Origin of the sequence: Ekhidna sp. (assembly GCF_965228795.1) — a bacterium.
Lineage (GTDB): Bacteria > Bacteroidota > Bacteroidia > Cytophagales > Cyclobacteriaceae > Ekhidna.
In genome coordinates this window covers 4,234,189-4,246,768 of sequence record NZ_OZ245839.1, presented here as the reverse complement: position 1 = coordinate 4,246,768, position 12,580 = coordinate 4,234,189, and the positions used below count along the sequence as shown (strand labels likewise).

Below are 12,580 nucleotides of genomic sequence, written 5' to 3'. Positions count from 1 at the left end.
TTACTTCCATTCACCAAAAATCAAGTTGCCTTTTGCATTTTCGTCACTAGACCTGAAAAAATTGTGAAGACCTGCAATCATCTCTTCAGCAGAGATATGATCATCATTATTTTCATCCAGTTCCTCAAAACCCTGAACAGCTACTTTCTGCGAGATATTGTAGATGGTGAGCATATTGGCATATTCCTCCCTTGATATCAATCGATCTTTATTCATATCAAACAGATCAAAAATATGCCTGGATGTTCGTTTGATGTAATGATCCAGTATCCCCGGTTCATCCGATTCTACCTGATCTCTGAAGAAAGCGATCCAGTCCCAGAGTGTGAGATTGATTTCAGGGTTATTCACATCTGTCAGTAACTGAACGAATAGTCGATGTGATTTAAGCAAGATTAAACGTGCGCTTCTTGATTTGGGACTAAGATTTAATTGCGCAACGATTTTCTTCCCAACGTTCACAAAATCGTTTGGCTGCAGTTGCCCATTCCGATCGATATCCAGCACATTAAAAAGGTGATGAACCTTCTTTTTTTGTGTTTCAGAAAAAACAGATCGGGGGCTTTTGGGTTGTGTGGTGGCCGTGCTCCCCATTTATCAAATGACAATTTACAAAAATATTTCCAGCCTTGCATGCATTTCGTAGCTTTGCACCCCAATTATTAACCCTATCAAAAAAATATGTCCCAGGATATTCAATCAATTTTAAAGAAGCTTCAAGTAGAAGCTAACAATAAAGGAGCTGCCTATGGCAGTAATTGGCTTAGCTCGGCAGGCGAGAGTATCGCTTCTAATTCTCCGGTGGATGGCAAGGTGATTGCCAATGTTCAGCTGGCGGATGAAAAAGCTTACGAGCAAGTGATTAATGAAGCACAAGCTGCTTTTAAAGAGTGGAGATTGTTACCAGCTCCTCAAAGAGGTGAAATCGTACGGCAGCTTGGCAATGAACTAAGGGAGTTCAAGCAAGAGCTTGGGTCTTTGGTTTCATATGAAATGGGCAAATCACTGCAAGAAGGACTTGGTGAAGTACAAGAGATGATTGATATCTGCGATTTTGCTGTTGGGCTATCCCGACAGCTTTATGGCTTAACGATGCACTCTGAAAGACCCTCACATAGAATGTACGAGCAATGGCACCCGCTAGGAATTGTTGGTATTATATCAGCATTTAATTTCCCTGTTGCCGTATGGTCATGGAATGCGGCCCTTGCCTGGGTTTGCGGAGATGTGTGTGTGTGGAAGCCATCCGAGAAGGCGCCTATCTCAGCTATAGCATGTCAGAAGATTGCACAGCGAGTATTCGAAAAGAACGGAATACATCCGGGCGTATGCGGACTTGTGATTGGAGATGCTGAAATCGGAAAGAAATTAGCAGCAGATACTCGTGTGCCGTTGATCTCAGCGACAGGATCCACCAGAATGGGTAAGAAAGTAGGAGAAGTTGTGGGAGCACGACTTGGAAAACACATCCTTGAATTGGGTGGAAACAATGCAATCATCATATCCGAACATGCGGACTTAAATATTGTGATCCCGGGAGCAGTCTTTGGAGCAGTAGGTACTGCAGGACAAAGATGTACTTCTACCAGAAGACTAATCATCCACGAAAGCCAGTATGAGGAGGTAAAGAAGAGACTGGTGAAAGCCTATGGTCAGTTGCGCATTGGTGATCCATTGGATGAAAACAATCATGTGGGGCCGCTTATCGATACGGACGCAGTAAAAATGTATCAGTCAGCTATTGAAAAAGTGAAAGCTGAAGGAGGAAAGACTGTGATTGAAGGAGAGGTGCTTTCAGGTGAAGGATATGAATCAGGATGCTATGTGAAGCCGGCAATCTATGAAGCTGAGGCCGACTATGAAATTGTTTGTAACGAGACCTTTGCACCCATTTTGTATCTGATTAAATACTCAACGATAGAAGAGGCCATTGACATTCAGAATGCCGTTCCACAGGGACTATCTTCCGCGATCATGACGACAAATATTCGGGAGTCTGAGTTGTTCCTTTCGCATGCGGGATCGGATTGTGGAATTGCTAATGTTAACATTGGTACTTCAGGCGCAGAAATCGGTGGAGCCTTTGGTGGTGAGAAGGAAACCGGTGGAGGCAGAGAGTCAGGTTCTGATGCATGGAAAGCGTATATGAGACGTCAAACCAATACGATCAACTATTCTACTGAATTGCCACTGGCACAGGGAATTAAGTTTGAGTTATAAAGGATAGAAATGCTAAAAATTAAGGCCTGCTCATTTGAGCAGGCCTTTCTTCATTTATTTAGCTCATATTGATAAACCAACCTACCCAATTCCCCTAAAAAGGGAAGGCCAACAGAGTCATATTCATAAATGCCATCGTTGTAGATTTCGTTTTCATTTACATGTATGGTGGCTGCTAAGAAAAATTCTACATCATTTTTTGTGTCTTTGATGTAGGCTACATCAGTGAGGTAGCCATATGCCCAACCTACCTTATTCATAATGACCATCGATTCATCATAGGTAGAGGCTTGAGAATCTCCGTAGATTAAAAACTTAACATAATTATCCTTTAACGTATCTATCGGGTACGGAAGGTCTATGGGCCTCAATGACATAATTTCTTCTAGCTCCTGATACGTTTGTTTATCAAAATCAAAACGTGAATCAACTCTGAAAAATGATGGTTTAATCACTCTTTCCAGTGAACCAATCAAACTTCTTAGCGGCACATAATTTTTGACCGTAAAATCAAATGGCTTCATAATCACATCGCCGCTTTTATTCATATACCCTTTTCCTTTCCGTTGATTTTTTGGGCTGAGATCGCTATTAAAATCTTGTTTTGAAGCTGCAGATTTTACTGCGTTTTTAGCATGGGTTATGATGGTTTTTGCTGACCATGAGTTTGATTCAGGGGTGAAGGAAAAGGCACTTTCCCCCAGTTGATGGATGATGCGTGTTTTTAATCCAAGGTTAGCATAAAGGCCATTTACATAGTCCTTACCTATGGTATTAAATAGTATGTTATTGGCTTGATTGTCACTGTAGACAAATATCTTTTTCAGTAGATTCTCTACTCTCAAAGAGTCTTTGAATAGTGAATCATATGTTAGGTTTCTTGGATGGTGGACCGTAGAGTCCATCTGAACAGTCGAACGTAATGACAACTTGTTTTCTCTTAGCCATTGTATCGAAGCAAATGCATTTAGCATTTTAATGGTGCTTGCAGGATAGAAATACTGAGAAGTATCTCCATAAACATGATGGATGATGGAATCACCTTTGACCTCTCCATATATTATTTGAATTTCATGTTTTTCATTGTCTAGTGTTTCTAGAAAAGTAGCAGAGCCATCACTTAATATCCTTTCGAGTTTGGGTCTTTCACCACACCCGATGAGTAGTAGTACGAATGCAATAATTACATTTTTCATATAGTGGCGATGATTTTAAAAAGCTTCGGGATTGATACCCTTAATTGAATCTCGCACCTTTAAAATAATAAACATAGATCGGATTATCTTTTTTTGAGAACCCAATTAGGGTCATTCCTGACGGAGTTTTAGTTGACCCTACCCTCTTCAAACGAGGGTTTTCCATTTCAGCAATTAAGCCAATTGGCCTATCCTTTTCATCAGTTGATTTTGAATAGTATTCTAATACCTGAATAGTTTCCTTAGTCATTTTGATAAATAGGCCAGGCACTCTGAAGTCAGGCGCTATCATTCCTCTAAAAACAAATAAATTGTTTTTGAGAGGTGCATGGTGTTGCTTATAAGAAGTGGTGACTCCTATAATCGTATCTTTTTCATTTCTGGCAACAATGACTACCTGCTTAGCACGCTTTGAAATATCTTCAGAAGGTGGAATAGCTTTGTATTGATTCCAGAAGTCAATGATTTCCTTAACCAGCTCATTTGGTTTGTTTGCCCATACGTTGTGGATGGTGATTTTTTGTTCGCTCATTTTAAACAGAGGTTGAATGATTGATAGCTTTTGATCGTATACTGATCTCTCAATACAGGTTCTTTTTCAATACTCAGCCGATCAAGGATTGGCAATAGTTTTTCAATTAAGACCTCAGCTTCAATTTCAGCAAGCTGGCTCCCAAGACAATGGTGGAGACCATAGCCAAAAGAAAGATGCTCATGTTTTTTTCGATCCCATATCAATTCATCAGGGTTTTCAAAGTGTGCAGGATCAACGTTGGCGGCAGCTATACAAACGGTAAGTGCAGCATTTTTGGGAATCGTCTGACCATCCAGTTCTATTTCTCTGTTATTGGTTCTACCAGTAATCTGAACAGGAGAATGAAGCCTTAAGATTTCGTTGATAAAAGACTTTACTCCGTACTTTTCTATTCTACTACGATATCCTTTGTTTTTAATAAGGTGATAAATGCATAGCGTCAGCAAAGAGGAGGTTGTTTCATACCCCGCAATGAAAATGAACAGCAATAAATTGATCACTTCAGTTTCAGGATACTTTTGAATCAATAAGTTGGTGAGTTTTGTTGGTGAGTATCCTTCCGCAAGGATATTTTCTTGTATGAACGATTGTAGTCTTTTGGAAGATTCTCCGATTGTGAGAATATCTCGATAGGACAAATAAGGACCAAGAATCTGAACAAGATTAATTCCATCTATGGCGTATTTCTTAGTTTCCTCTTTTGGAAGACCAAGCAGTGTGCTGATTACATTCAGCGGCACCTTTCTGCAAATGCTTTCTATGGCGTCAAATTGAGGAGGTAATTCATTAATTGCCACTGTGATTATTTCTTCAGATACTTTCTTCAATTCAGCCGTGCCGGGCCAGGATTTTGCCATGTCTGACTTAATTACCTGTTGTTCAGGCGGATTTATTTGGACGAGCATTCCGGCCACAGAGTCGATGAGGTGTGACAGGTCCTGACCTCTTTTTGAAGATTCATTAGCCATTTTTTCCACCCAGGATAGTCTCAGGCCTGTCCCGAATGAAGGATCCTGGAGGATATGCCTACACTCCTGATAACCTAAAACAACATAATCCCCAGTGTTTGCCCTAAATACGTCATGTGTTTTTCTAATCTCTCGATATGCATGGTAAGGGTTATGAATAAAGTCCCTGCTTGTTGGTTTCCAAAGATCAGCGACTGTCATGACAATTCTGTATGTAAAAATTCAGAAAATGACCTGATCGTTGGATTATCATAGACACTGAGAGGGTCAATGTACATGTCTAATTTCTCCTCCATCTTGGCCAGCAAGAAAATGCTATTTACAGAGTCAAGGCCAAGGTTGTGGAAGCTCTGAAGCTCGTCAAGATCCTCTGAATTTAAATTTAACTCTTTAGCGATAATGTCTTTAACATGTTGTTTTATCTCAGGTAGTGATGCCATACAACAAAAGTATTGTAAATAGAATTGTGAGTTGATGCTCAAATTATTTAGCTACAGCGAATAACATTTATCAGATGTAAAATGGGCTGTTTTATCCAAGAAGAACTGACCAAAGTTCAAATTCCGTTCAAGTCCTGCTTTAGGTCATACTCATGCCTTTCAAATGTCATCCAGAGTGATGTTAAAGGTCATATTTCGGTCTGTTCTATGTCATAATTAGGCACTTATTCCACCTCTAATTTAGCCTTAAAAATAAGAGGAAATAAGTGATGAAAAACCTGATAATTATGACAGTCTTAGGTGGCTTTTTCACCCTGGGACAAATACAACTAAATGCGGAAAAAAGTAGCCTGATAATCACAGGTACTTCCTCCCTGCATGATTGGGAGATGACAGTAGATGAATATGACGTGACAGGCTCTATCACGGACGAACAAGTTCAAAATCTTAAAGTGACCATAAAGTCCAAATCCATGAAAAGTGGAAAATCTATTATGGATGACAAGGCTTATGATGCGGTAGAGGCAGACGACTATCCTGAAATCATTTTTTCAGCGAATACCCTTCAGGTGAACGGTGATAAAATTTCAGGGACCGGGAAATTAAATATCGCCGGAGAATCCAGACCTGTTAATCTGGAAGCAAAAGTCATCAAAGACTCAGGAGCTGAAATCCAAATAAAGGGATCAGTACCTCTGAAAATGACAGATTTTAATATCGATCCACCAACTGCCATGTTCGGCACTCTGAAAACCGGAGATGCTGTGGTGATCGAGTATGACATTTTTTTAAATAAATAATTTATCCATTAAACAACCTAGATGATGAAAAACTCAATTTTTAAACTTTTATTAACGGGTGTGATGCTATTCGGGACAATAGCAATTTATGCTCAATTACCCTCTATTCAATACTACAGGTATAATGACTTAAGAGGATGGAATGTCTTCGAAACAAGCAAAGAAGATACTGTAAAATATGACGGATTTAAAGTCCGTGTTGGTGGTGGTTTTGCCATGCAATTTCAGGGTCTTTCCCAATCAAATGACGATGGTCTTACTGCCAATGTAGGTGGTACTGATTACTCACTTGACCTTGTAGATCTTGATAATAACATGACTCTTCCTACCGCAAACCTCAATTTTGATGTCCAATTGGAAGATGGACTTAGAATGCACTTAAGAACATATCTATCTTCTCGGCACCATCCGGAAGCCTATGTAAAAGGTGGGTATTTACAAATAGATAAACTTGATTTTGTGAGTCCTGGATTTATGAGCGGACTAATGGAAAAAGCCACCATCCGCGTGGGTATGGATGAGATCAATTATGGTGATGCTCACTACAGAAGATCAGATAATGCGCGAGCATTGTTCAACCCATTTGTTGGAAACTATATCATGGATGCGTTTACAACAGAGCCATTCATTGAATTGCGCTATCAATCAAATGGCTTTATTGGGATGCTGGGTATAACAAATGGTAGACTGAACCAGGAACCTGTACCAGGTGATGACGGGCGAGTGATTTTTGGAAAACTGGGATATGACAAGCAGATGAATGACGACTTTAGGTTGAGACTTACAGGATCGTTCTATAACAGTAGCGATGGAAGTACAAGAGATTATCTCTATGGTGGTGACAGAGCTGGTGCAAGATACTACAGTGTTCTACACACAATTAATGATGATGTAGTTAATAGAAGAGGACCTAGTGATTTTGAGCCGAGATGGAATCCAGGCTTCTCTTCACACACCGCGATTATGATCAACCCATTTGTTAAGTTTAAAGGCCTGGAATTCTTTGGAGTATATGAAACAACAAGCAATGGTGATGACACAGGTGGAGGATACAATCAAATTGCAGCTGATGTAATCTACAGATTTGGTGAAAGTGAAAGGGTATTTCTTGGAGCAAGGTATAATGCGGTAAGCGGTGAAGCTGCTGACGGTGCTGCAACTCAGGAAATTGACCGAACACACCTTGGGTTTGGATACTTCATGACTAAAAATGTGATGATGAAAACTGAATATGTAACAAGTTCATATTCTGGCGATGGATTTACTGGAACGAAACTTCAGGGAGCTGAATTCAGTGGAGTTGTAATCGAAGCGGTGATTCAATTCTAGTTTTAGCTCGATCTTAATGGATGAGAGCCACTCAGTTAATTGGGTGGCTTTTTCCTTTTTATAAGGGTGAAACTTTCATCCCGATCTCGAACTCGATGATTATATCATCCGTCACCTGAATCATTCCAAACATCTTGGAAGGAGGCTCAATATTAAAGTGTGTCATGAGCAATTGTTTCTTCCCTTTCAGTGTCAATTCCGCAGAAGAATGATTGATGACCTTTCCACCGCTAATCTCCACTTGTTTTTGCACGCCGGCAATAAATACCTCTACCTCGGCATCCACATTCAACTCCTCAAATGCATCATTTCCCGGATGTAATGTGATGGAATTGAGCTGTAGAAATAAATGAGGTTCTTCATCGGACTTTAAGAGTTCCTGAAAGTCGCTGTTCATCGCTCTTAGTCCACAGTCAAACTGATCTACCGGGTACTTGAGTCTTAATCCCTCAAACTCAAGCTTTTCATTCAACCAAATGTTCTTGACGCGTATGGAGTCATTAAGGGCCAGTTGGTCCATGCTACATTTAAACTTGTTGAGGTTTGTCTCCCCATGTATGGTAATTGCACTGGCCGTAATTGTCACCTGGTGGTAATTAGCCGTTCCATTTTGACAAAATGCCTGGATCGATGCATACCCAATAACTGTAGTGAACAACATTGCTCTCCAACGGATCATGGCATAATATTATAAAAAGTATGCCATAGGTGTGGTGATCAGATTTTTGAAATAGCTAAAATTTAAAACAGACCGGTGATTTTTCCATTTTCATCGATATCTATTTGCTCAGCTGCAGGCTTAGCTGGTAATCCCGGCATGCGAAGCATTTTGCCTGTAATTGGAATAATGAATCCTGCTCCAGCAGCAATCTCTACTTCTCGAACATTAATGGTAAAGTTGGTAGGTCTCCCATATGAAGCGGCATCATCGGAAAATGAATTTTGAGTTTTTGCCATGCATATTGGAAATTCACCAAAGCCCAAGTCTTCAGCTCTTTTCAGCATCTTTTTAGCATTTGGGCTGTAGCTGATTTTGTTTGCTCCATAGATGCGTTCCGCGATAGCTTTAATTTTCTTGGTGAATGGATCTTCTAATTCATAGGTGGGTTTAAACGGGCCCTCACACTTACTGACAGCCCTCACGACTTTCTCTGCCAAATCCTCCATCCCTTTACCTCCGTTTGCCCATCCATCAGAAATGGACACATCTACTGCGTGGGAGTTACATCTATCAATAATATGTTGCATTTCCTGTTCGGTATCCGCTTTGAATTTGTTGATGGCTACTACCACCGGGATGCCAAATGACTTTAAGTTCTCAATGTGTTTTTCGAGGTTTTCAAGGCCTTCTTCTACCGCTTCTGCATTCGGTTCCATAAGGTTGTCTTTCTTGACTCCCCCATGATATTTTAGTGCTCTTACCGTGGCAACAAGCACTACCGCTTTGGGGCTGATATTTCCGGTTCTGCATTTGATATTAAAGAACTTTTCTGCACCCAGATCTGCTCCGAATCCTGCTTCAGTTACGACATAATCAGCAAGCGACAGGCCCACTTTGGTGCCAATTAGCGAATTGGTGCCCTGAGCAATATTTGCGAACGGGCCTCCATGAATAATAGCGGGGTTGCCTTCAAGCGTCTGAACAAGGTTTGGCTTAATGGCATCTTTAAGCAGGGCCGTCATTGCTCCATGCGCATTGAGGTCTTTTGCAAAAATAGCTTCACCAGAAAAGGTATCCCCAATATAAATATTTCCTATCCGTTCTTTTAAATCCGGTAAGTCTTTGGCCAAACAAAGGATAGCCATGATTTCTGATGCAGCAGTAATATTGAATCCTGATTCCTGCAAGAATCCACCTGTTTTGCCCCCTATCCCTGTAATAATGTGTCTCAATGAACGATCATTCATATCCATTGCCCACCTCCATATTACTGTTCGGGGATCAATGCCAAGGCTTCTTGATCTTGAATAAATGTTGTTATTGATCAGTGCTGAGAGGAGATTGTTAGCTTTTTCGATCGCAGCAAAATCTCCATTGAAGTGAAGGTTGATGTCTTCCATTGGAATGATTTGAGAGTGCCCACCTCCGGTTGCACCACCCTTGATTCCAAAGACAGGTCCTAATGAAGGCTCTCTTAAAACTGCAATCGCTTTTTTTCCAATGCTGTTAAGCCCATCGGTAAGTCCAACAGATACTGTGGTTTTACCCTCACCGGCTGGTGTCGGAGTAATAGCAGTGACAAGAACCATGTTGCTTTTGGCAACCTGTTCCTCATCAATGTACGTTAGCGGAATTTTTGCTTTATACTTTCCGTATTGCTCAATCTCTCCATTGGTGAGATCAAGTTTTTTAGCTATTTCTACAATCGGTTTAGGTGTTACAGATTGGGCAATTTGGAGATCAATATTTTCTGTAGGCATTTAATTGGGGCTTTTATTTTGCTGCCAAAATAGCTCGTATACGGTCCTTTGAATATGATTATTATCAATATTTTGGCTGTAAATAGTCTTATTGGCGTCTTATAGCCTACAATTTACTCAAGTTAATCGCCTCTTCAATTTGTATCATATGACGCTGCTCATGTACCAATAAAAATTCAAAGCACTCCGGCACGTAAAATTTTACTTTTTCACCGAGAGCTGTAGGGATTTTTACATTTTTAAGATCTTTAGTTCTGGCAAGCTTGATTAATTCATTGAACCGGTTCTTCTTCGATAGGAACGTTTCAAAAACCTCATGCATGGAATCAGGACCAATGGCAGGGCGGAAGAAATCAAACGTTTTTACTTTGAACCTTCTCTTTTTTCCCTTTGGCTTGTTCGCATAAATGGATAGTCTCCCCAGAATAGTGCGTCTCATCTCAGGGGTTGCATGATCATTTAGCTTATTGGCATCATCGATGACCTTTTGAAAATTATCCAGATATACATCATATACCTTATTGAGATGCTCCACTACTTCCAATGCTGACCATTTTTTGGGTGAAACTTTGTGAGTTAGTTGTTCAGCAGGCTTTGCCGCGATTTCAGCTTTTATGTAGTTCTTAATCTGGTTGGAGTCCTGAAGGAGCTTTTCGTAATTAACTTCCATTGTATTGTGTTTTTGATTACCCAAAGCTCACGCATCCATTTCTTAAAAAAATTGATCTGTATCAATTAATCTCTTAAGGCTCTTAGACGACTAAATGTCTCCGGTTTCATATTTAAGTAGCTGGCAAGATACTTCTGTGGGATTTGCAATAGCTCCTGAGGACATCTTTTTACAAATGCGTCAAAACGTTCTTTGGCTGCTAAGGTCATCATTTCTACTTCTCTTGAAATACGACCCAAAAGTAAGTCTTCCATAAAGTGGGCTCGCCACTGATAGAATTCCGGAAAGCGATCAAATAGCTCATCCCATTGTTGTTTTGTTATGCCAATCATGGTAGATGGAGTAAGTGCTTCCAGGAAAAAATGAGAAGGCTCTCCCGTGACAAAGGAGTCAAATGCTCCTGAGGGTGATCCTCGGAATGAGAATCCAAGAATTATCTTTTCACCTTTTTCATTGATTAGATAAAGTGCCTGTACTCCTGAAAGCACGAAATAGAAATATTTGGCATAATTACCACCTTCTACTATCATTTCGCGAGAAGCGTATGTTTTTAACTGAAAGTTTGTCGATAAATAATTGTTAGCCTCTTCTGATAAAGGGATGTATTTCCCAAAGGTCTTATCGAAAAGCACTTTAATATCAGAGTTGTCCATGTCTTTAATTTAGGAGCTTCAAAGCTGTACTTAAGTGCAAGTCGTTCCTTAACCGACTGTTGATATCTAACTTTATAACCTCGTTATAGTTTGCTTGTGATTGATCAACAAAATAATCTGGTAGTATGCCTTTGGTTTGCCATGAAACACCTTTAGGGCTATACATCGCATTGGTGATAAACTTTAATCGGTATTCATTCTTTAGGGTAAATGTGGTTTCAATAACTCCCTTTCCATAGGTTTTCTTACCTACCAAAACCGCTCGCTCATGATCACGCAATGCAGCCGCTATTATTTCTGCAGCAGATGCCGTTTGTTCATTGATTAATATGACAATATTTAGATCATAAAACTGATTAACGTCTGCTACATAGTTTGTCACACCGCTGGATCGAGCTTGAGTTCTGAGAACGATATCGTTCTTTTTCATGAAAAGCTTTGCAATGTTTACTCCTTCGTTCAATACTCCACCACTGTTATTTCGAAGATCCAAAATAATATTTATTACTCCTTCGGATTTTAACTGAACTAAAGATGCTTGAAGCTCACCGGCCATGCTAAGAGTTATTTTTCTGAGTTCGATGAGCGCTGCATTTCGGCTGGGTATTTTGGTCACAACCATATTGTCTACCCTTAAAGAATCCCTGGTGAGCGAAACATCAAAGATTTCTATGTCACGTACCACTTTAAGCGTTGATGTTTGATTTAATTCTCCATCTATCAGTTTATTGACCTCATCAATGCTTTTATTTAGAAGTGGTTGATCATCAATCCGTAATATTCTGTCGTTTATCCTTAGCTTTTTTTCAGCTTCAGACCCCTCAGTCAGAGTGGTCACGGTAAGGCTGCCGTCATTGCTATTAAAAGTGCTATTAAATCCCATAGTGACCTTAATTCCTTTTAAAGAGTTAAGAATTCTTTCATATTCTTCATCTGTCCAAAGTGTCGCTAGCTCTGGAGATTCCGGTGGAGAAATATGCCTCAATATTCCCTCAATGGCAGCCCAGTTTAAATCTTCCCTTGTGATGCCATCGAAGTAATACTGGTCAAGAATAAGCTGTTGAACTTCTTCTAAGGTAGCCTCAGCGTTTGCGGACTTATTAATACTAACTTCAAATAATGGCTTTTGCTGACCGGATACATCAAATGAAATAAGGGTGCTGAATAGTAGAACAATCGGTAGACGAATCACATTTTTAATTTTAAAGTGCTGAAGGGAATTTACAATTTAGGAAATCAGACCAAAAGATGGTTTGGTGACAATAAAAAAAGCGGCCCCACCACGAGCCGCTCTATTTGCATCTGTCTGCTGACAGACGCTCCGCCTTAGTTATTCACTACCACCTTG

Annotated in this window: 13 protein-coding genes; 3 read left to right on the top strand and 10 right to left on the bottom strand. The window is 40.1% G+C overall.

The features are described from left to right. Positions 1-594 carry an EF-hand domain-containing protein gene (locus ACQK2H_RS19180; protein WP_425392999.1) on the bottom strand — a complete coding sequence of 198 codons (594 nt, stop codon included), beginning with the start codon at positions 592-594 and terminating at the stop codon, positions 1-3. Positions 595-681: 87 nt separating this feature from the next. Here ACQK2H_RS19180 and amaB point away from each other — a divergent pair, with 87 nt between their 5' ends. Beyond that, positions 682-2,220, top strand: a complete 1,539-nt coding sequence (amaB, locus tag ACQK2H_RS19175) for an L-piperidine-6-carboxylate dehydrogenase (RefSeq protein ID WP_425392998.1) — start codon at positions 682-684, stop codon at positions 2,218-2,220. Between the two features lie 50 nt (positions 2,221-2,270). Here amaB and ACQK2H_RS19170 read toward each other — a convergent pair whose 3' ends face one another. From ACQK2H_RS19170 to ACQK2H_RS19155, 4 genes are read right to left on the bottom strand one after another with little or no spacing between them, the layout of a single operon-like run. Beyond that, complete coding sequence (locus ACQK2H_RS19170) at positions 2,271-3,416, bottom strand: serine hydrolase (RefSeq protein ID WP_425392997.1); 1,146 nt, start codon at positions 3,414-3,416, stop codon at positions 2,271-2,273. A 40-nt stretch (positions 3,417-3,456) separates the two neighbouring features. Then, entirely contained in the window at positions 3,457-3,948 is a 492-nt protein-coding gene (locus tag ACQK2H_RS19165) for a hypothetical protein (protein WP_425392996.1), read from the bottom strand. Continuing rightward, positions 3,945-5,120: a cytochrome P450 gene (locus ACQK2H_RS19160; protein ID WP_425392995.1), complete on the bottom strand. Its 1,176-nt coding sequence runs from the start codon at positions 5,118-5,120 to the stop codon at positions 3,945-3,947. The genes ACQK2H_RS19165 and ACQK2H_RS19160 overlap by 4 nt, the downstream gene beginning before the upstream one ends. After that, complete coding sequence (locus tag ACQK2H_RS19155; protein ID WP_425392994.1) at positions 5,117-5,359, bottom strand: acyl carrier protein; 243 nt, start codon at positions 5,357-5,359, stop codon at positions 5,117-5,119. The genes ACQK2H_RS19160 and ACQK2H_RS19155 overlap by 4 nt, the downstream gene beginning before the upstream one ends. A 269-nt stretch (positions 5,360-5,628) precedes the next feature. On the opposite strand from ACQK2H_RS19155, the gene ACQK2H_RS19150 reads away from it, so the two are divergent. Next, on the top strand, positions 5,629-6,159 hold the full coding sequence (locus ACQK2H_RS19150) for a YceI family protein (RefSeq protein WP_425392993.1): 531 nt from the start codon (positions 5,629-5,631) through the stop codon (positions 6,157-6,159). A 24-nt stretch (positions 6,160-6,183) separates the two neighbouring features. Then, a complete protein-coding gene (locus ACQK2H_RS19145) occupies positions 6,184-7,488 on the top strand; it encodes a hypothetical protein (RefSeq protein WP_425392992.1) in 1,305 nt (434 codons plus the stop codon). A 58-nt stretch (positions 7,489-7,546) separates the two neighbouring features. Here ACQK2H_RS19145 and ACQK2H_RS19140 read toward each other — a convergent pair whose 3' ends face one another. The 5 genes from ACQK2H_RS19140 to ACQK2H_RS19120 all read right to left on the bottom strand — a co-directional run bounded on the left by ACQK2H_RS19140 (position 7,547) and on the right by ACQK2H_RS19120 (position 12,424). Beyond that, entirely contained in the window at positions 7,547-8,167 is a 621-nt protein-coding gene (locus ACQK2H_RS19140) for a hypothetical protein (RefSeq protein ID WP_425392991.1), read from the bottom strand. A 62-nt stretch (positions 8,168-8,229) separates the two neighbouring features. Next, positions 8,230-9,909, bottom strand: coding sequence for a formate--tetrahydrofolate ligase (locus ACQK2H_RS19135; RefSeq protein ID WP_425392990.1), 1,680 nt, complete (start codon positions 9,907-9,909; stop codon positions 8,230-8,232). Positions 9,910-10,015: 106 nt separating this feature from the next. Next, a complete protein-coding gene (locus ACQK2H_RS19130; RefSeq protein ID WP_425392989.1) occupies positions 10,016-10,579 on the bottom strand; it encodes a DinB family protein in 564 nt (187 codons plus the stop codon). A 65-nt stretch (positions 10,580-10,644) separates the two neighbouring features. Continuing rightward, positions 10,645-11,232 (bottom strand): Crp/Fnr family transcriptional regulator, encoded by a 588-nt coding sequence (locus ACQK2H_RS19125; RefSeq protein ID WP_425392988.1) that lies wholly within the window; start codon positions 11,230-11,232, stop codon positions 10,645-10,647. A 4-nt stretch (positions 11,233-11,236) separates the two neighbouring features. Then, positions 11,237-12,424, bottom strand: coding sequence for a S41 family peptidase (locus ACQK2H_RS19120; protein WP_425392987.1), 1,188 nt, complete (start codon positions 12,422-12,424; stop codon positions 11,237-11,239). Positions 12,425-12,580: the final 156 nt, after the last annotated feature.